This window comes from Chryseobacterium arachidis (genome assembly GCF_900129245.1).
Taxonomy (GTDB): domain Bacteria; phylum Bacteroidota; class Bacteroidia; order Flavobacteriales; family Weeksellaceae; genus Chryseobacterium; species Chryseobacterium arachidis.
The window spans coordinates 54,718-76,511 of record NZ_FQUT01000013.1; the positions used below are offsets into that span (position 1 = coordinate 54,718).

At 38.0% G+C, this 21,794-nt stretch carries 9 protein-coding genes; 1 reads left to right on the forward strand and 8 read right to left on the reverse strand.

Translation table 11 applies throughout. The annotated features are described in order from the left end of the window. Positions 1-126 precede the first annotated feature (126 nt). From BUA89_RS18290 to tsf, 6 genes are all read right to left on the reverse strand, one after another. On the reverse strand, positions 127-3,528 hold the full coding sequence (locus BUA89_RS18290) for a T9SS type B sorting domain-containing protein (RefSeq protein WP_072961866.1): 3,402 nt from the start codon (positions 3,526-3,528) through the stop codon (positions 127-129). 112 nt (positions 3,529-3,640) lie between these two features. Further along, entirely contained in the window at positions 3,641-6,469 is a 2,829-nt protein-coding gene (locus tag BUA89_RS18295) for a T9SS type B sorting domain-containing protein (RefSeq protein ID WP_072961870.1), read from the reverse strand. 243 nt (positions 6,470-6,712) lie between these two features. Further along, positions 6,713-9,862 (reverse strand): T9SS type B sorting domain-containing protein, encoded by a 3,150-nt coding sequence (locus BUA89_RS18300; protein WP_072961873.1) that lies wholly within the window; start codon positions 9,860-9,862, stop codon positions 6,713-6,715. 78 nt (positions 9,863-9,940) lie between these two features. Continuing rightward, positions 9,941-13,297: a T9SS type B sorting domain-containing protein gene (locus tag BUA89_RS18305; RefSeq protein WP_072961876.1), complete on the reverse strand. Its 3,357-nt coding sequence runs from the start codon at positions 13,295-13,297 to the stop codon at positions 9,941-9,943. 195 nt (positions 13,298-13,492) lie between these two features. Then, complete coding sequence (locus BUA89_RS18310; protein ID WP_072961880.1) at positions 13,493-17,074, reverse strand: T9SS type B sorting domain-containing protein; 3,582 nt, start codon at positions 17,072-17,074, stop codon at positions 13,493-13,495. Positions 17,075-17,268: 194 nt separating this feature from the next. Then, positions 17,269-18,093 (reverse strand): translation elongation factor Ts, encoded by an 825-nt coding sequence (tsf, locus tag BUA89_RS18315; RefSeq protein WP_072961882.1) that lies wholly within the window; start codon positions 18,091-18,093, stop codon positions 17,269-17,271. A 146-nt stretch (positions 18,094-18,239) separates the two neighbouring features. Between tsf and BUA89_RS18320 the strand changes: the two genes are divergently transcribed. Next, a complete protein-coding gene (locus BUA89_RS18320) occupies positions 18,240-18,950 on the forward strand; it encodes a DUF6759 domain-containing protein (RefSeq protein ID WP_072961885.1) in 711 nt (236 codons plus the stop codon). Between the two features lie 61 nt (positions 18,951-19,011). Here the strand turns inward: BUA89_RS18320 and BUA89_RS18325 are convergent, their stop codons facing one another. Both BUA89_RS18325 and gltX read right to left on the reverse strand, forming a co-directional pair. Then, entirely contained in the window at positions 19,012-19,968 is a 957-nt protein-coding gene (locus BUA89_RS18325; RefSeq protein WP_072961888.1) for an acetyl-CoA carboxylase carboxyltransferase subunit alpha, read from the reverse strand. A 49-nt stretch (positions 19,969-20,017) separates the two neighbouring features. Continuing rightward, a complete protein-coding gene (gene gltX / locus BUA89_RS18330; RefSeq protein ID WP_072961891.1) occupies positions 20,018-21,742 on the reverse strand; it encodes a glutamate--tRNA ligase in 1,725 nt (574 codons plus the stop codon). Between the last annotated feature and the right edge of the window lie 52 nt (positions 21,743-21,794).

Genomic DNA, 21,794 nt, shown 5'->3' on the forward strand with positions numbered 1-21,794 from the left:
CAATTTATAGCTGTCTCAGGGCTTTAATGTGGTTAAAGTTATATTAAACTTTAGTTTCAAATTGTTAAGGAATGTTATAATCTCATGGGGTTATGATAAATAATATCAATTCCATACTTTTTCAGATTAATAATTCTTTACAAGAAGCCAGCTTGAATATTTTACAGTTGTTGTTCCGCCAAATTCTGTCCAGCTGATAAAGTACCAGTAGGTTGCCGTATTCACAGGCCTTCCGGTGATCTTACCGTCCCAGATAAACTTATTGGTTTTACTCCCTCTGAAAACCTCTGCTCCGTATCTGTCGAATATTCTGAAGACAATATTATCATTGTCCATTAAAGCTGAATAGTCAATCGCATCATTGTATCCGTCAGTATTCGGAGTAATCGTATTAATTAAGTTGATAATCACGAAAGGTCTTGTTGCTTCTTCGCATCTGTTAGAATCACGAACATGGATTATATGATTTCCGCGCGGTACATTCATAAATATATTAGAATCCTGCCAGTTGACACCATCCAGAGAATACTCGTATGGAGGAGTTCCACCTGAAGCTCCAATGGTTACCGTAGTTCCATTAATTTCGATGGTGGTGATTACCGGAACCGAAGATTCTGTAACAGTAACGTTTTGTCTATATGTACATCCGTTAAAAGTAAGATCTACCCAATAACTTCCCGGGCCGACGTTTGAAATTGAAGGTGTGGTAGCTCCTGTGCTCCAAAGGTATGAGTCAAATCCGGGGCCTGCATCTAAAGTTGTCAGTGTTTTAGGACAAATAACCACATTATCTAAAACAACAGAATGTTTAGGAATTCTGATTGTAATGGTAATTGAAGCCACATTTGGGCAAGCTCCCGGTTTCTCAAACCTGATAAAAATAGTCTGGGTCCCCGTGATGTTCATTGGATTGGTAATCTGAGCCGTATTATTCTGAGCATCCAATAAAGTAGGATGGAAGGTAGCGGTTACCAAAGGATCGGTCGTAAACTGATTGATGAAGGTCAGAAGATTCATTTCTTTTATACCGTCCAGGTCCTCATCACAGATGCTTACTGTATGCGTTGTTTTTATCAGAGGAAGTTTTGCGCCTATTGTAAATATAAGCGGTTTGATGACAGGCGGACAACCGTCCGGAGAATCCACTCTGATGTATATTGTTGTTGTCGCAGTATAGCTCCAGTTATTCGGGAGGGTGTTGTTATTTCCTGCATTGGCATCGTTGATATCGCCGTAATATCTCACTCCGGTAAAATAAGTAGGGTTACTTAATACAATAGGGGTGATATTAGGTAAGACTACGGTTACAGTCCCATCAAAATTATCATCACAAAATGTTCCCGTGTAATTGTTGACAACCGTTGCAAAAGGATATAAGTTTAAGGTGATCTCTGCAATCTCTTTACATCCGATGGTATTTTTAACGACAGCATATACAATAGTCCCGTTTGTGGCAGTATAGGTTGTAGGGGCTGTAATAGAAGTGCCTGGAGTTTCATTCTGAGCAGTAAGAAGAGAAGGATAGTAGGTAATGGTTACCGGATTATTTGTGGTAACATTCGCTGTTGTCAAATTGAATACTCCCTGTCCTGATCCATTGTCACACGCTTTTATTGTCGCATTGGTTACAGTTAATGTCTGAATATTAATTGTTACGGTTATTGTTTCACAGTCCGGAAAATCAGGATTATTTCCACAAAATGTGTAAGTGAAGGTATCTGTTCCCACAGTTCCAGGGTTGGTTACTGTGTATGTAATAACTCCGGTGGCTGGGTTTATGGTAGCCGTGCCTAAAGTAGGAGCAGTAAGAATAGCAACTGTTGAAGCAACCGGTGTTTGTGTTGAGCTTGTAAATGCCGGCGTAATCGTTTTTGTTGTACATACATCATAGGTTACTGAAGAAAGTTTTGTACAGTTTAATACTTTAAATTGTTCTGTTACCAAAGGGGCACAACTTCCCATTGTAACCGAGCAGGTATAATATCCCGGTTGGGTAGGCGTAATGGAAGATCCTGTAGCTCCAGGAATTAAAACTCCACCATTATACCATTGATAAGTATCATAGATAATTGGATCGACGGTAAGGACGATACCCGGAATACAATCTCCTCCTGATTTCAAGATAACCGGTTGAGTCGGGAATCCGGCAAAGAAGCCTCCATACCCAACTGCGTCGGTTCCTGCATTGATTCCTGCGGTAATAGCTTTGGTAGAAACGACAGTAATTGTTCCTGTTACGTTAGGAATTCCGTAGGTTACCCAATTCGTTGTACCTGTCATGTCAAAAGGTCCGGTGGTAGCAGGAGGAACACTTCCGTTTACTGTAACGACTGCTCCTCTTTCTGTAATCAGGTTTAATTTTGTAGGGATATTAAGAATTCCGGTCGGGTTCCCGTTGGAATACACAAAATTTTCATTAATTAAACCAAGCTCATTAATTTGTTTGGGTAAATAACAGTTGAGAGCCGGAATAAAATTAAAACCTCCGGTTGCAACTTCATTTCCTGCGGTATTGGCTCCTGCTAAAATCTGATAGATGTAAGCATTTTTTGAAGTTCTGATATATAAATTATAATGGCCGCTTCCCTGAAGCTGATATTTAGAGTCTGGAATCATGAAATATTCTCCGATATTCAATGTTGCTATTGGGGTAAGCTCGTTATTTACACGAACTTCAGTATTGTTTTCTGTAGCGATTACCAAAGCTCCTTCCATGTTTGAGCCGATGCTGCCGTTACCTTTTACCAATGCAAACTCATTTCCGAGCCGGTCGACAGGAACTGCCTGATCCATAAGGATATCCGAACTTGAAGGGAAATTGCCTGCATATTGTCCGTTGAAATTTCCGTTGGTAACATTTACATTTTTATTGGCGACAATTTTAGCTCCTATAAATCCGTCGGAATTTCCTGTATTTATTCCATTTCCGTCTAATATGTAAGACTGTCCTTTGTTTAAGGTAAAGGTCATGGTTGGAGTTGTAGCTCCTGTTGTTCCGTTTGAAAACTGTACCGTTGGCTTATATCCGGATATGGTAACGGTGGTATTGTCTTCCGTAGCCAGGACGCTGGTCATGAAATTCAGGATCGAATTATTTACCGTAATTGGAGCGCTCGCAGTGTAGAAAAGTTTTCCGGTTGAAGGAATTCCTTTAGAAGTAATAATTTCTGCGTGATTGTATACTGAAAATCTTAAGTTGGCATAAAAAGGAAACTCACCTTTTACATAAAGCCCTTTTGTGGTTGGCGTAAAAAGATCTGTCTGCTGCGTGGTAATGATATACTCTCTCAAGATATCGACACTCTGAGGATTGTTCTTGCTTATAGTTACCGTAGCAATTATTGTGTTGTTGTTGTAAATATTTACCGGAAAAGGAGTGGTACGGTTGGTAGAAAGATATATTTTCTGGTAGGGATTAGGATTTCCTGTTCTGTCAATCATAGGTGCAAACCAGTGTTCCCTGTCCAATTGTGCAAATGTGGAAGTGAAAAAATAAAATATAAATAGAAAAGATAGAATTTTTTTCATTCAGATAACGCCTTTATCACAAATTTAATAATAAAAAGTGTTATGAACTTAAAAAATAAACAAAAAACCATGATTTCAAAATCATGGTTTTCAGAGTTTTATTTAAAATTTATTATTCAAAGTTTTTCACCAGTACCCAACCTGAGTATTTAATCTGGGTTTGAGCTTTATTAGGCTCTGTCCAGGTGATTTCGTACCAATATGTTGCAGTAGGTAATTTTTTGCCAAACATGGTTCCGTCCCACTTATACGCATTAAACTGATTTGCCTGATGAACTTTGTTTCCGTATCTGTCGTAAATGTTGAAAACAAGGTTTTTTTTGTATGCTAATTCAGAATAATCAATATAATCGTTTTTGTTATCCCCGTTGGGAGTAATGGCATTAATCAGATTCGGAACCGTAACCGTTACATCAATAGGCTCACAATTGTAAAAGTCTTTTACATAAATACTGTTTTCCCCTCTTGGAAGATTACTGAAAAAGTTGGATTCCTGCCAATTGGTTCCATCTAAAGAATATTGATAAGGAGCTTTTCCTCCGATTGCTGTTACTGTTATGGTATTGTTTTTTATTTCAAGATTGGAGATTACCGGCTGTATTGCTGCTTTTACATTTACAAGCTGCCTTGTGTAGCACTCTCCGGTTTTTAAAATAACCCAATAGGTACCTACTGTTGCTGTTATGCTTTGAGTTGTTGCTCCGGTACTCCATTCATATCCGTCGAATCCTGGGCCTGCATCTAAGACTGTTGTATCTTCAATACAAATAATTTTATCAGTAAGTACATTAGATCTCACCGGTGGAATTACAGCTAATGTGATTTCTGCAATACTGTAACATCCGTTTGAATTAGTCACTTTTACATATACTTTCTTCTCGGTAGAAATATAAGACGAAGCTGGTGAAATTTCATTAGTTCCGTTGGTAAGATCTGCTAATGTAGGGTAGTAATTTTTAATAAGGCCTGTCTGAGTTGTAATAGGTGCCGTCTCAAGGTTGAAGAGTGCCGTCGAAGGATTGGCCTCGATGAAACAAGATCTTATGACCACATTTTTTACAGTAGGATTCGGATCTACAATCAGCTGCAGGGTTACCTGTTCACAGCCTACACCCGTTGCAGGATTTGCGCAGAAATGGTAAATAAGCGTATCATTACCAACATATCCGGCGTTCGGAGTATAAGTGATATTTCCTGTCGCAGGATCAATAACTGCAGTTCCTTTAGTTGGCGGGCTATCGATTTGTACAGTACCTAAAATAACAGGTACATTATGATTGGTAAATTTAGGAACGATGACCTTTGAAGGATCACAAATAATTAAACTTTTTGTTACTTGCTCGAAGCAAGATTCAATAACAAAAACGGGTGTCACTGCAAAGCATCCTCCCATACCTACTTGTACGGTATAGTTACCCGGCAGCATAGGAGTATAGGTATTGCTCGTAGCTCCCGGAATAGGAGTGGTTCCGATATACCATTGATAAGATTCAAAACTGTCTCCGGTTTCAAGAACAATTCCTGGTACACAATCTCCTGTTTTACTGATCGCTGGAACGGATGTAAATCCGGCAAAATATCCTCCGTACCCTACGAAACCGCTTCCCCCAGCAATTCCCGCAGTAACTGCTTTGGTAGATTCAATGGTAACATTTCCGGTAACTGCTGTTTTGGAGTATGATACCCAGCCATTTGTTCCGGTAACGTCGTATGGGCCTTCGGTGGATGACAAAGGCAGACCATTAACCAGAACAGTTGCTCCTTTTTCAGTTAAGATATTGAGTTTAATTGTATTTTGTGATTGATTGTTGGGAGTAACAGGAAGATTCTGTATCATTCCTATTTCATCAATTTTTCTTGGCAGAAGACAGCTGAGCGGCGGAATGTAATTGAAACCGATCGTTGCGCTGGTAGCAGCCGTTCCTGCAAGTAATTGATACACGTAGGCATTTTTACTTGTTCGGATGTACATGTTATAATGCTCGTTCCCCTGATTAATATAATTGGTGTTGCTAATCTCATTAACTTTGTAATACTGCCCTTCATTTATTGTTGTTACAGGAAGAGGATTATTATTTACATAAATCTGTGTGTTGTCTTCAGTTGCAACAACAAGCGCATCTTCGGTTTGGGCAGAAATATTTCCGTATCCTTTAACTAAAACAAACTCTTTTCCCAATCTGTCAATAGGTACCGACTGATCCATCACGATATCTCCACCTGTAATCCCTAAACCAAATTCACCCAAAAAGTTTCCGTTGGTTACAGAAACTGGTTTGTCTGCAACAATTTTAGCTCCGATAAAGCCTTGCGCATTTCCTGGCTGATTTCCTCTTCCTTCAACAAGATATGACTGGCCTTTATTTAAGGTAAAAGACATGCTCGGCGTTGTTACAGCAGTGGTTCCGTTGGTAAAAACAACATTCGAGGAATATCCGGAAATTGTAACCGTGGTATTGTCTTCGGTTGCCAATATTCCTGTGGTAAAGTTCATAGAATTTGAGTTGTTGGTAAGCGGAGCAACTACAGCATAAAATTTTGTTCCGATACCGGCTTTTCCTTTAGAGGTTAAAATCTCTCCATGAGCAGGAACCGTAAACCTGAATGTTGCAAAGAAAGGCTTGGTTCCTTTTAGATAAAGCCCTTTTGTGCCTACTGTAAATAGCTCGGCAGCAGTAGAGCCTATCATATCCTGAGTATTGATATAGTAAAACTGAGGATTGCCTTTACTGATTGTAATGGTAGTAATAAGAACGTTGTTATTAAAAACCTCAACCGGGAAAGCCGTGTTAGAATCTGTGGAGAGGTAAATTGCTTGCTTTGCACTTCCTAATGAACCGGCCGAAGAAAATGGAGCAAACCAATGTTCTGTATCTCTCTGGGCGGAAAGACTAATAAATGTACAAAAAAATAAAATCAAGAAATAAAGCTGTTTTTTCATAGTCTTGTGATTAGTTTTAGCAAAAATAGAGTTTTATTTCTTAAAACTTATAAAAAATATAAAAAAAGCAGATTTTTAAAATCGTTTTTTCAATTATTTCTATCCATTGCTGTAGTTATTGCTTTTTAAACTTTTAAATCCTTCATAGTTTAACTACGGAATTAATTCTTACGATTGCAACAAGTAATTGAAAATAAAAAACCACGATATTAAATCGTGGTTTTAAACTTATTGTAAGAAATCCTAATCAATATTTTTAACTAAAATCCAACCTGTATATTTAATTGGAGTTTTGTTTTTATTTGGCTCATTCCAGTTGATGTGATACCAATAGGTTCCGGTTACGATTTTTTTGTCGAAATGTTTACCGTCCCATTTATAATTGTTGAACTTATCCCCTGTGAATATCTTATTTCCGTATCTGTCGTAAATAACGAAAGTAAGATTGTCCTTGTATGCTAGCTCGCTGTAGTCGATAACATCATTTTTATTATCACCGTTCGGAGTAATTGCATTAATAAGATTTGGTACCGTAATTTCTACAGAAATAGGATTACAGTTGTAAGCATCTTTTACATAGAATGTATGCTGTCCTCTTGATAGTCCTGTGAAGACGTTGGAATCCTGCCAGTTCGTAGGAGCATCTACCGCATATTGGAAAGGTGCTTTTCCTCCTGAAACATGAACGGTAACTGTAGTATTCGAGATTTCAATTTCAGTTATTACCGGCTCTACAGCTTTTTTCACGCTTACCAACTGTTTAACGAAACATCCGTTATCTTCAAGGATTACCCAATAATCACCTATAGGAACATTTGATATTGACTGAGTGGTTGCTCCTGTGCTCCATCTGTAAGACATGTATCCAGGTCCTGCATCAAGAGTTGTTCTTGCATCAACACAGATAATTTTGTCTACCAAAATAGGCGATCTTTTCGGAGGGATAACTTTTAAGATTACCTTCGCAATCGCATAACACTGGTTGTCGTTGTATACTCTGATATAAACTTCTCCGTTTCCTGAAATGTAGGTGTCTGCGTTAAGAATTTCATTAGTTCCGTTGCTTGCATCTACAAATGTAGGATAGTATTTTTTAGTGATTGGAGTTTCACTTGAAACATTGGCTGTTGTAAGATCGAAGCTTGCTTTTGTTTCGTCAGTTTCAAGGAAACACTCGCTCATTGTTGCTTCATTTACAATTGGGCTAGGATAGAATGCCAATGTGATTTTAGCACTTCCAATACAACCCTCAGTTGTCGTTACCTGTACATATACAAAACCTGCAGATGAAAGGTAGTTGGTCGGGTTTGTAATCAGATTAGTTCCTGCATTTAGATCGGCTAATGTAGGATAGAATTTTTTAACAACAGGATCTAATAAAGTAACTTCAGCTGTTGTAAGATCAAAGAATCCTTTCCCGTTATACTGACAAGTCTTAATCGTTTTATCTGTTAAAATGAACGGAACTACATTGAGATTTAAAGTTACATGTTCGCAATCAATAAACTCAGCTGCATTTCCGCAGAACTGATAAACAATCGTATCAGGTCCTGTATATCCTGTGTTAGGAACGTACGTAATCTGTCCGTTAGAAGTATTCAATGTAGCTGTTCCGTGTGTAGGATAAGTAAGGATTGTTACCGTACTTGCAACAGGAACCTGTGAAGTAGTAAATGAGAATGCAGGTGTAATTACCTTTGTGGCACATGCATTTAAGTTGGCTGTTGTATTTCTTAAACAAGCAAATACTTTATAGATAGGCGTTGTAATAGGAGGACATGTTCCCATAGAAACCTGTACCGTATAGTTACCTGCCTGTGTTGGTGTGTATGTATTTTGAGTAGCACCAGGAATAGCTACACCATTTAAGTACCATTGATATCCTTCATAGCTGTCATCTACTTCTAAGACAATTCCAGGTACACATTCTCCTGTTTTTTTTGCAATAACAGGGATTGATGAGAATCCTGCAAAATATCCTCCATATCCTACTGCGCCACTTCCTCCTGCAATACCTGCAGTAACAGCTTTACTGGAGGTAACAGTGATATTACCCGCTAAACCCGGGATTGAATAAGATACCCATGCTGTGGTTCCGGTAACCGGATAAGGTCCTTGTGTAGCAGCGGGGGTAATTGCAGGTCCGCTGCCAACGTTGTACGTTACAGTAGCCCCTGCTTCTGTTAAAATATTAAGTTTAATATCATTGGTTGTTCCGTTAAGATCATTAATGGAAGCGATTTCATCAATTTTTCTAGGAAGGAAACAGTTTAACGGCGGAATATAATTATATCCAAGTGTTGCAATACTTGTTGCCAAACCAGCAAGAAGCTGATAAACATATACATTTTTAGATGTTTTAATGTACATATTATTATGTCCGTTCCCCTGATCTATATAATTAACGTTATTTGCAGGAGTTGTGTTATTAGGTCCGTTTACCCTGTAAAACTGCCCTTCATTAAGAGTGGCTACTACAGGACCTCCGTTAATTTGGACTTCTGTATTATTTTCAGTAGCAATGATTAGTGCATCTTCCATTTGAGCAGCTACATTACCATTTCCTTTTACCAAAACGAATTCATTTCCTAGTCTGTCCACAGGAACAGATTGATCCATGATAATATCTGAACTAGATCCTACCGGTCCCCAAGAAAACTGACCGTTAAAGTTACCGTTGGTTACAGATACCGGCTTGTCTGCTTCAATTTTGGCTCCAATAAACCCTGTTTGGTTTCCCGACTGGGTACCTTGCCCTTCAATAATATAAGATTGCCCTTTGTTTAAAGTGAAAGACATCGAAGGGGTAGTTGCTCCTGTAGTTCCATTAGAAAATACTACATTGGAAGAGTATCCTGAAACAGTAACAACTGTATTATTTTCAGTAGCTAAAATACCGGTTGTAAAGTTGTAAAGGGTATTGCCTGCCTCCGTAATGGGGGCATATGCTGCATAAAACTTTTTACCGATCCCAGCTTTTCCTTTGGAAACCAAAATCTCACCGTGGCTGGTAATTGAAAGTCTTAGGTTAGCATAATAAGGCTTTGCAGCTTTAGTATAAATACCTTTGTTAATGGGAGTAAACACCTGAGACTGTGTTGTAGCAACAAGATTGGCAGATGTCGGCAATCCAGGAGCAGGAGTAGTTGCTAATAAATTGAAGGTTTGCGGAAGACCTTTAGAAATTGTAACTGTCCCGATTAAAACATTGTCGTTATAAATTTCTACAGGAAAAGGTGTAGTGGAATCTGTAGAAAAATAGATCGCCTGAGCGTGAGAACCCATGCCCGCCCGGGACATCATCGGCGCAAACCAGTGCTCTGTATCTCTTTGTGCAAAGAGCGTATTAATTGACAAAAGAACTAATACTAAGCTAAGTAGAAATCTTTTCATATATAAGGAATTAGGATTTCTACAAAATTAAAATAATATTTGAAATATTGTTAAAAAAATGTAAAGAAAATTATAATTTTATTCGCGATTTTTAATTAAAAGCCATCCTGAATAGGAAACTGGTAATTTGGTGTCGGGTTCTGTCCATCTTAATAAGTACCAATAAGTTCCGGTAGAAACAGGTCTTTCGTTTACCTTTCCGTCCCAGATATAATTCTTGTTTTCCGATCTGTAGATAACGGCTCCGTAGCGGTCTGCAACTTCGATGGAAACATTTTGTTTTATTCTCAAATCAGAATAGTTTAAGACATCATTAAGACCATCACCATTTGGAGTAATGGCATTAACTAAATTTAACACTAAGAACTCTTTGATGACAGGAAAACAGCCATCCGCCCCTAATACATAAACTTTGTGCATTCCTCTTGATAATCCTGTAAAAACATTGGACTTCTGATAATCTACTCCGTTTAAAGAATATTGATATGGTGGAGTTCCTCCCGATACGGTTATGGTAGCGGTGTTTCCGGACACTTCAATTTTTGTAATTGTTGGAGCCTGTGCTGTGGTTACGATTACAGGCTGGCGGTATACACAGCCGTTAAATCCTAAATCTACATAGTAGCTTCCCGCACCGACAGTTATGGTTTGGGTTGTGGCCCCTGTACTCCACAAGTAAGATGTAAAGCCTGTTCCGGCATCTAAAGTAATCAGTTGGTTCTCACAAACGACAGCATCTTTTAGCCTTTCAGATTTTTTAGGAGTTTTTAAGTTAATAGTGATCATCGCAGTGCTGGGACATTCCGTGGCGCTTGTAAATCTTATGTAAAATGTATTTGTAGATGTTATTGTCTGAAGCGGAGATATTGAGTTGGTTCCTGCCTGAGCATTAGCTAAAGAATTATAAAATGATAAAGTAATACCGGTTCCTGTGGTGAATAAGTTTTTAAAGTCATTTAAGTTAACACTTTCTGAACCGCTGATGTCATTATCACAAACATCCACATTGGCGGATCCTGTAAGAAGGGCAATTCTGTTTCCGATTTTAAAGTTGATCTGTCCGAAAGCTGCGGGACAGTTCCCTGTAAGTACATCTACTCTTACATAAACGGTGGTATTTGTGGTATACGTCCAGTTTGCAGGTAGCGTATTGGCATTTCCCGCATTCGCATCTGCCTGAACCAGATAATACCTTACATTAAAGCTTGTCGGGTTTGTAACAATCTGTGGAGTAACGGTTGCAAAATTAACGTTCACAATTCCATCAAAATTATCGTCACAAAGAGTTGCGTTGTAATTGGCTGTATTGATGTTTGGAGATGAAATAGTGGTTAAAGTAATCTGGGCAACTTTTGTACATCCATATTGTGAGGTTACATTTGCATATATTGTCCCTGCAGGACCACTGTAAGTTGCAGGTGCTGCAATTGGTGTTCCTGTTAAAGCAGAATTGGTAAAATACTGAACGGTAGTTCCCGAATCTGGTGTCACACTTACGGAAGTAAGGTCAAATGTTCCGTTTCCGCTTGCATTGGCACAAGATGATAAAGTTCCGTTTGTAGTCTGTAAAACATCAATATTAATAATGATTTTGAAGTATTCAAAGTCTGCCGGGCTTCCATTTCCGTCTGCATAATAAATGAATGTATCGCTGGTATCTGCTGTAAGCCCTGTATTAGGAGTATAAATAATTTGTCCTGTCGTAGGGTTTACCGTTGCGGTCCCTGAAGTAGGAGGTGAAACGATATTTGTATGCGAAGGATTGATTGTTTGTGTGGAAGTGGTAAATGCCGGTGAGATCATCTGTGTATTACAGGATCCGATAGTATAAGTTGTTGTGGTAATCGGTGGACACAAAGTGTAATTATAACCGGCTGTTAATTTAGATTCACAGTTGTTTTTTGTGACTAAACATGTATAGGTTCCGGCTCCGTATAGTTCAGGATTGATAGAGTATGAAGACGCCCCGGAAATAGGATTGCCGTTAAGATACCACTGATAGCCGTCATATGTATTGTCAACCTGCAATAAAACTCCCAGATAGCAGTCTCCGGTTTTTGAAATTACAGGGATAGAAGAAAATCCGGCAAAATATCCTCCGTAGCCTACAGCACCGCTTCCCGCAGCAATTCCTGCAGTTACGGATTTGGTAGAATTAACGGTAATATTTCCCATAACATTCGGGATGGTATAGGTTACCCAATTCGGGTTTCCGGTAACAGGGTAGGGGCCGTTTGCCGCAGCAATAGGATTTGAATTTAATGTAACAGTGGCTCCTGTCTGGGTAATGATATTCAGTCGGGTACTGAAGGTCTGGCTTCCGATTCTGTTGATAAAACCAATTTCATCAACCTTATTAGGCATAAAACAGCTTAAAGGCGGAATGAAATTCATCCCTCCGGTTGCATATTCATTAGCTCCGGTAGCTCCGGAAACACCTGCCAATAACTGATAAACATAAATATTCTTATTAGAGGTAATTCCCATATTGTAGTTTCCTCCTCCTTGATCAATGTAATTGGAGCTCGGAACTCTGAAATATTGTCCTGTATTAAGGGTAACTCCTGAAGCTGTTCCGTTGAAAGTAAGCTGTGTATTATCTTCAGTAGCAATAATAAGAGCGGTTTCCATTCCGGAAGTATTGCTGCCGTTTCCTTTCACTACCACAAAATCTTTGCCCAAACGGTCTACAGGAACTGCCTGATCCATTAAAACATCATTGTTGGTAAAATTAAAATCGGTATATATTCCGTTAAAATTTCCGTTGGTAACAGAAATAGGTTTGGTAGATTCTATTTTAGCTCCGGTAAGCCCGTCAAGATTATACAGAGAGTCTGTACTGGTGGCGTCTAAAATGTAAGATTGTCCTTTATTCAGAACAAAAGTTTTGTTTGGGCTTGATGATCCGTCTGAAAAAACAACATTAGGATTATACCCTGAAACAACTACTGATGTATTGTCTTCCGTAGCCGTAATTCCTATCGTTGAATTCACATAGCTGGCAATCCCTGTAATAGGAACTACTCCTGCATAAAAAGTTGTCCCTAAACCAGCAAGACCTTTAGAAGTAATGATTTCTGCGTGGTTCTGAAGAGAAAATCTGTAATTGGCAAAGAATTTTTTAGATCCCTTCACATACATTCCCATTGCATTAGGGGTAAAAAGATCTCCCGGATTGGTTGTTATTAAGAAGTAATTGGGAATAACCAACTGTACAGGATTTCCCTTGCTTACCTGTACTGTGGTATATAACGTATTATTATTAAAAATCTGAACATCAAACGGAGTTGCCTCATTGGTAGATAAATATAAGTATCCGTCGAGATTATTACTTCCCGCTTTGGCAGACATCGGAGCAAACCAATGATCTGTATCAAGTTGGGCATTGAATAATAAACAAAGAAATGTACAAATGGTTAATAATAGTTTTTTCATTTTTTTTGATAGGGGATGCAAATGTAAGTATTAAAAATCAATTTTTTATACAAATTTTAATACACAATTTCTATAATTTGTGTTTTTATTGAATATTTAATATTTCTTTAATCTGTGATGCGATCTCGTAATTGTTAAACAGAAATCCCGGCGAATATCACCGGGATCAATATTTCTTTATTTAAAAGCTAATTTCTATCGATTTTTGATTAAAATCCAACCGGAATATGAAACCGGTATCTTAGTATCGGGCTCTATCCATTTCAGAATATACCAATAGGTTCCGGTGGGTAAAGTTCTGCCGTCTGACTTTCCGTCCCATGTATAATTATTGCTGGCTGACTTATGCACAGACGCACCATATCGGTCTGCAATTTCAATGGATACATCTTGCTTTATTCTTAAGTCTGAATAATTCAGTACATCATTTATTCCATCACCGTTGGGGGTAATGGTATTGATAAGATTTAAAACTAAAAACTCTTTAATTACAGGCAGACAGCCGTCTCTTCCCAAAACGTGTACAGTATGTACTCCCCGTGTTAAATTGGTAAAGGTATTTGATGTCTGGTAATCAATTCCGTTCAATGAATATTGGTAAGGCGGAGTTCCACCGGTAACGTTAATGTTAGCCGTTGTTCCGGTAACGTTAATGCTTGTGATGATCGGAGCCTGCGCAGTTGTTACATTTACGTATTGTCTATAAACACAGCCGTTAAAACCTAAATCCACATAATAGCTTCCCGCACCTGTAAGAATGGTTTGTGTGGTTGCTCCTGTGCTCCATTTGTAAGAAGTGAAGCCCCCTGTTCCGGGATCTAAAATCACTTTCTCTGTAGAACAAACAACCAAATCACGCAATTGTTCAGATTTTTTAGGAGATTTTAAAGCTAAATTGATCATTCCCGTATTGGGACATTCTGTTCCGCTTACAAATCTTAAGTAAAAAGCTTTCGGAGCCGTGATCGTTTGATTGGGAGATATAGTATTCGTACCGTTTTGGGCATCCCCTAAGGTAGCATGGTAGGTTACCGTAATGGCAGGATTTGACGTAAATAAATTTTTGTAATCGTTGAGGATTATGTTTTCAGAGCCATTCAGATTATTATCGCAAATATCCGTATTTACTGTATTCGTTAGTAAAGTAATTTTATTTCCGATCTTAAAATTAATCTGGCCAAAAACAGCCGGACAGCTTCCTGAAATTGCATCTACTCTTACATAAACGGTTGTGTTGGCAGAATAAGTCCAGTTCGCTGGTAACGTATTATTGTTTCCTGCATTGGCATCGGTCTGATTTAAATAATATCTGACATTAAAATTTGCAGGAGTAGTAACGATCTGCGGAGTTACAGTGGAAAAGTTTACATTAATAACGCCGTCTAAATTATCATCACACAAATTGGCATTGTAGTTACTTGTATTGATATTGGGAGCCGGAGTTGTCGTTAATGTAATCTGCGCTGTTTTTGAACACCCTGCAGATGAGGTTACATTAGTATAAACAATTCCCGCAGGTCCGGAATAGGTTGTCGGATTGGTGATCTGTCCTGTTAAATTTGAATTTGTAAAATAAGTTACTGTAACTCCGGATTCAGAAGAAATATTTGCTGAAGTAAGGTCGTAAATTCCGTTTCCGCCTGCTCCGGCACAGGAGTTTAAAGCTGCATTATTTACATTCGGTGCGGGATTCACAGCTAATATAATCTGAGCTGGCTTTGAACATCCATATTGAGAAGTTACAGTGGCATAAACTGTTCCCGAAGGTGATGGATAATATGTCGGATTCATAATCTGTGCGGACAAGTTTGAATCTGCAAAATAAGTAACGGTAGCACCTGCATCCGGCGAAAGACTTACTGAAGTGAGATCGTAAGCTGTTCCAAAACAGGTGGTTAAAGTTCCATTGTTTACCTGAAGAACATTGGTGTTAATGATAATTTTAAAATATTCAAAATCAAAAGGATTTCCATTTCCCTGAATATAATAAATAAATGAATCGATTGTACTGGTTGTAGAAGGGTTTGGGGTATAAGTAATTTGTCCTGTTGCAGGATTTACGGTTGCAGTCCCTGATGTAGGAGCTGAAATAATATTCGTAAGAGAAGGAATAATCGTTTGTGTAGAGTTTGTAAATGCAGGTGCAATTACTTTTGTGTTACAAGATCCGATATTGTATGTCGTTGTGGAAATCGGAGGACATAGTGTATAATTGTAAGGGGTTGTTAACCTTGTTTCACAATTGTTTTTTGTAATTAAACAAGTGTAATCTCCGGCTCCGTATAGTTCAGGATTAATAGAAAAAGAAGTTGCTCCCGGAATTGGATTTCCATTTAAAAACCACTGGTAAGCATCATAATTATTATCAACCTGCAAAAGAATTCCCGCATAGCAATCTCCTGTTTTTGTGATGGCAGGAACAGAAGAAAATCCCGCAAAATATCCGCCATATCCTACAGCACCATTCCCTGCGGCAATTCCCGCTGTTACCGGAAGTGTAGAATTGACGGTAATATTTCCTGTCACACTCGGAATAGAGTAACTTACCCAGTTTGGATTTCCGGTTACTGGGTAAGGTCCATTTCCTGCTGCTATTGCTCCTCCGTTAAAAGTTACCGTTGCACCAAGTTGAGTGATGATATTAAGTTTTGTATTGAATGTGTCGGATCCTATTTTATTAATAAATCCAATTTCATTAATTTCTTTCGGTAAAAAACAGCTTAAAGGCGGGATGAAATTCATTCCTCCGGTTGCATAGACTGTACTTCCGGAAGTTCCTGCAAGAAGCTGATAAACATACACGTTGCTCGTCGCAGAAATACTCATATTATAATGACCACTTCCCTGATTAATGTAATTTGTTCCCTGTACCATATAATATTGTCCTGCGTTTAAAGTAACACCGGGCAAAAGATTACCGTTTACCGTAAGCTTTGTATTGTTTTCTGTAGCAATGACCAAGGCTGCTTCCATCCCCGAATTCGCAGGGCCGTTTCCTTTCACCATGATAAAGTCTTTACCTAATCTTTCCACAGGAACAGCCTGATCCATCAGTACATCTACATTACTGTTGTTCTGGGTGGTATAAATACTGTTGAAGTTTCCGTTGGTGACAGAAATCGGTTTGTTAGCTGTAATTTTTGCTCCGACTAATCCCGCCAAATTATTGATGGATAAATCGCTTCGGGCTTCAATAATATAAGATTTACCTTTATTGATGGTAAAAGTTCTTGAGGAAGCAGAAACACCATCGGAGAAAACAACTCCTGGGTTATAATTGGATAGTGTTACTGTCGTATTGTCTTCCGTAGCCACAAATCCGATGGTTGAGTTTACGTAAGGTTTTGCTGTGGTATTCGGAGATACTCCCACAAAAAAGTTTTTACCGATACCTGCCAATCCTTTTGACGTAATGATTTCTGCCTGGCTGGGAACGGCAAACCTGAAATTGGCAAAGAATTTTTTATTCGCTTTTACGTTTAATCCCATCGTTCTCTGTGTAAAAAGATTAGACAAGGTAGAAGCAATCATAAAATTATTCGGGATCGTTACCTGTACAGGATTACCTTTGCTTACCTGTACGGTAGAAAATATGGTATTGTTATTGTAAATCTGTACTGGAAAGGGAGTTGTTTCGTTGGTAGAAAGGTAGAGATAGCATTCCGGAGTGCCTTGGAGAGAGCTGGCAGACATCGGCGCAAACCAATGTTCCGTATCTAATTGGGCATTAGCAATTATGCAGAAAAAAGTGCAGATAATTAGTAAAAATTTTTTCATGTCTAATAATAAAGGGCTGCAAATCTAAACATTAATCATCAATTTTTACAGTGTTTTATATTACAGATTTGTATACAAATGCGAATTGCTAAATATTTAATAATCAGTTAATATTTAACGAATACCATATTTTTAAGCAAAAAAAATCCCGATGAAAAAATCATCGGGACTTATATTTTTAAAATCTAAAAAGATTACAAGCTGATTCTGATGAATCCTGTTACTTTAAGATCTCCGTTTACAGACTTCACATAGTCAGCAACTGAGATAGAGCTATCTTTGATGAAATCCTGGTGTACCAAAGTGTTGTCTTTGTAGAATCTCTGCATTTTACCTTTCAAGATATTGTCGATAATGTTTGCAGGCTTACCTTCTTCTACAAGTTTGTGTCTTTCGATTTCTAATTCTTTATCGATCGTTTCCTGAGAAACAGAAGTTTCGTCAAGAGCAATTGGGTTCATTGCAGCAGCCTGCATAGAAACAGACTTGGCAACTTCGTCAGCTCCGTCTACTTTAGCAGAAAGAGAAGTGATTGCAGCAATTTTGTTTCCAGCGTGGATGTAAGCTCCTAAATAAGGACCTTCGATTCTTTCGAATGCACCGATCTCGATTTTTTCACCGATAACACCTGTCTGCTCGATCAATTTTTCAGCAACAGTAATTCCGTGGAAATCTGTAGCCAATAATTCTTCTTTAGTAGCAGCAAAGATCGCCATTTCAGCTAATTCGTAAGCTAGCTCGATGAAAGCTTCGTTTTTACCTACGAAATCAGTCTCACAGTTTAAAGAGATAATAGCACCTAACGTGTTATCCTCGTTTACTCTTGCGATTACTGCTCCTTCAGTAGACTCTCTGTCAGCTCTGTTAGCAGCAACTTTCTGTCCTTTTTTTCTAAGGATATCTACCGCTTTTTCGAAATCTCCTTCAGCTTCAACTAAAGCTTTTTTGCAGTCCATCATACCTGCACCTGTTTGGTTTCTCAATTTTGCTACGTCTGCAGCAGCTGGTGTATAAGACATAATATCTATTTGTTTTTTTATTTAATATTAGTATTAATTTTTAGCTTAATTTTAAAGCTGTGCAAAGATAATAATTTTAATGATAAACTAAAAAATGACTTTTTGCGTTATTTTATATATTTAATAAATTTTTAAAGGGCTATTTAATGAAAAAAATATTTCTTCTTATATTCTTGTGTATTTTCACGCTCGGTTTTTCTCAAAAAAAGAAAAAAACGAAATCCAAAGCCATTGTGGAAAAAGAAACGGCAATTATTTATACAGAAAGTGAAGCCGAAACCACTTCCGAAGCAAGAGTGATTGCAGGATTTCTGAAGCAGAATCCCGGGCACGCCAAAACAGATCATTTTAAAAGAAAGCTGGTAGCCATGATTATGGCAGATAATTCTCCGGAAGCAAAACCAACCATAAGAGGGGTGAGTGAAGATAAAATCAGACAAATGGTTTTGGAAAGCAACAGCCTGAATAATTCTAAAACAATTGCAGCTGCAACCAATGCAGGCGCGGCAAAAACTGAAAGAACAGTAAACTATGCAAGTGTAGGTACATCAAGCAAAAAATCAGCAGGGCCAAGTGAAGAACATAAAAGAACGGCCGCCATGTTGACGCACCTTTTTAATGATGACCCTATGGATAAGGAAGCTTATATTAATATTAAGAACAGATCAAAATGTAATCTGATTGTAAAAATCAGCGGAAAAAAATACTATAATCTTGATGTTCCTGCTAAAGGACAGAATTTTGTACTGGTGGAAAAGGGAGAATATGTTTTAACAACAATGGTGTGTGATGCGAAATATTCATCATTAAAAAAGATTAATAAAGATATAGAGCTTGAACTGAATTTGAGTGAATAAATAATAGAAGAAGAAAACTAAATAAAAAACGGTTAAGAAATTTCTTAACCGTTTTTTATTTTTATCCTTTAAACTGACCCATTGCGATGAATTTGTCCTGTCTTTGAGTTTCAAGTTCCTGTCCTGTGAATTTTGAAAAGGCTTTAATATTTTGCAATATTGAGTTTTTCAAATTTAAATAAGTTGTTTCAGGATCATAATGTGCTCCTCCAAGAGGTTCTTCCACGATTCCGTCGATGAATTTCTCTCTTAAAGCATCTTTCGGAGTAAGGTTCAATGCGTTTGCTGCATCTTCCTTATGATCCCAGTTTCTCCAAAGGATTGATGAGCAGCTTTCCGGTGCAATTACCGTGTACCAAGTATTTTCCAACATGTATACTTTGTTTCCTACACCAATTCCTAATGCACCGCCACTTGCACCTTCACCGATAATGTAAGTGAAGATTGGAGTTTTAAGCATCGTCATTTCGAAAATATTTCTTGCGATTGCCTCACCTTGTCCTCTTTCTTCTGCTTCCAGACCTGGATAAGCTCCCGGTGTATCAACCAAAGTTACGACAGGAATTCTGAATTTTTCAGCAAGCTTCATCAATCTCAAAGCTTTTCTGTAGCCTTCAGGATTCGGCATTCCAAATCTTCTGTGCTGTCTTTCTTTAGTTGTTCTTCCTTTCTGAGTTCCGATGATCATTACTTTCTGCCCGTCTAAAGTGGCTAAACCACCAATCATTGCAGGATCATCAGCGAAATTTCTGTCTCCGTGAAGTTCTAAGAAACTGCCTTTATCCACCATTCCGTTGATATAATCCAATGTGTAAGGACGATCCGGGTGACGGGACAGCTGTACTCTTTGCCAAGGCGTAAGGTTTCCATAGATTTCTTTTTTCTTGTCTATGATTTTATCCTCTATCTGGCTGCATGCTAATTTTACATCAACACCACTTTCTTCTCCTACTAAAGAACAAGTTTGAAGTTGATCCATTAGGTCTTTGATAGGAAGTTCGAAACTTAAATATTCCATTTCTTGAAGTAAATTAAATCTTTCAAATGTATGAAAAATTATGGTAATTTTATTTAAAATTGTTTACAGCATTGCTTATTCGGGAGATAGTTTCCTCTTTACCAATAAGTTCCATGATGTCCGGAACGTCTGGCCCCTTCAATTCTCCTACCAACGATAAACGCAGCGGCATCATCACTTTACCCATTCCCAAACCTTTATTTTCCGCGAAATCGTGAACGATTTGCTTTAAATTTTCAGCATTGAAATCGGCTCCTTCTAAAGTTGAAGTCAATTCTCCTAAAACAGCAGAAGTTTCATCATTCCATGCCTTTTTTGATGCTTTTTCGTCATAAGAAGTAGGTGCTTCGAAGAAAAATTTTCCGTTTTCGTAGATGTCTTTCGGGAAGGTTGCTCTTTCTTTCATCAGATGAATAATTTTTGATAGTTTTTCATCCTCGATGTTCAAATTTAAATCTGAATTTTTTAAAATTTTAAGTAACTCTTCATCAGATTTTTGCTGAATATACTGATGATTGAACCATTCCGCTTTTTCCTTGCTGAATCTTGCCCCCGCTTTATGAACTTTATTCAGGTCAAATTCTTTTGCCATTTCATCCAACGATAAAACCTCTTTATCATCTGCAGGCGACCAACCCAAAAGTGCCACCATATTGATGAAAGCTTCCGGAAGATATCCGCTTTCTCTGTAACCTTTGGAAACATTTCCTGTTGCAGGATCTGTAAAATTCAATGGGAAAACCGGGAACCCGAATTTATCGCCGTCTCTTTTGCTTAGTTTTCCTGAAATTCCTTTCTTTAAAAACTGTTTTACAGAAGCTGTTATTTCATTATCCTTTTCATTCTCTCCCAACATAGATTTGAATCTTGGACTTTTTACTTCTGAAAAGAAAGATTTAATAATTGCAGCCGAGTCATCAAAAGAAAACTGACTGTTTTTTGCCACAAATTCTTCTGTGAAAGATTTTGTAATGCTATCAATATTTTCTTTGTTAATTAATGTGGATACGTCTGGCTTTAAAATCAAAGAAAGGTGTGCAAACTGAGGCGCTTCCCAACCCATTGCTTCATATAATAAAGTATGTAAACCCAAGGAAGGCAGCCATTCTTCACCACGGATGACATGAGAAATTTCCATTTCGTGGTCATCGATGATATTGGCGAAATGGTACGTCGGCATTCCGTCGTTTTTCACCAAAACTTTATCATCCAGAGTATTGGTGTTTACAGAGGAATTTCCACGGATAATGTCTACAAGATTTAAAGTTCTGTCAACAGGCATTTTAAATCTTACAACATACGGTGTTTTTTCATCCAATAATTTTTGAACTTCTTCGTCAGAAAGTGCAATGCTGTTTCTCAAACGGTTTCTAGTTTTATTATCGTAAGAGAAAACTTCTCCTTTTGCCTCATACTCGGCACGGATGGCGTCTAATTCTTCGGCTGTATCGAAAGCGATATAGGCATAATCAGTTTTTAAGATCTGCTCGGTATATCTGTCGTAAATATCTCTTCTTTCAGATTGTCTGTATGGAGCGAATTTTCCTCCTTTTTTAGGGCTTTCATCGGCGATGATTCCGCACCATTCAAGGGCTTCCTCGATATAATCTTCTGCTCCTTCAACATATCTTGCGGTATCCGTATCTTCAATTCTCAATACAAATTCGCCTCCCTGATTTTTAGCAAAAAGATAATCATATAACGCAGTTCTTACGCCTCCCAAATGCAATGGTCCTGTAGGACTTGGAGCAAAACGTACTCTTACTTTCTCCATTTTAAATAAATTTTTGCAAATTTACAATACTGTATTGGATTTATCTAAAAAC

Coding starts and splice junctions, on each gene's coding strand:
- BUA89_RS18290 (WP_072961866.1), bottom strand. CDS start 3,528: ATGAAAAAAATTCTATCTTTTCTATTTATATTTTATTTTTTCACTTCC.
- BUA89_RS18295 (WP_072961870.1), bottom strand. CDS start 6,469: ATGAAAAAACAGCTTTATTTCTTGATTTTATTTTTTTGTACATTTATT.
- BUA89_RS18300 (WP_072961873.1), bottom strand. CDS start 9,862: ATGAAAAGATTTCTACTTAGCTTAGTATTAGTTCTTTTGTCAATTAAT.
- BUA89_RS18305 (WP_072961876.1), bottom strand. CDS start 13,297: ATGAAAAAACTATTATTAACCATTTGTACATTTCTTTGTTTATTATTC.
- BUA89_RS18310 (WP_072961880.1), bottom strand. CDS start 17,074: ATGAAAAAATTTTTACTAATTATCTGCACTTTTTTCTGCATAATTGCT.
- tsf (WP_072961882.1), bottom strand. CDS start 18,093: ATGTCTTATACACCAGCTGCTGCAGACGTAGCAAAATTGAGAAACCAA.
- BUA89_RS18320 (WP_072961885.1), top strand. CDS start 18,240: ATGAAAAAAATATTTCTTCTTATATTCTTGTGTATTTTCACGCTCGGT.
- BUA89_RS18325 (WP_072961888.1), bottom strand. CDS start 19,968: ATGGAATATTTAAGTTTCGAACTTCCTATCAAAGACCTAATGGATCAA.
- gltX (WP_072961891.1), bottom strand. CDS start 21,742: ATGGAGAAAGTAAGAGTACGTTTTGCTCCAAGTCCTACAGGACCATTG.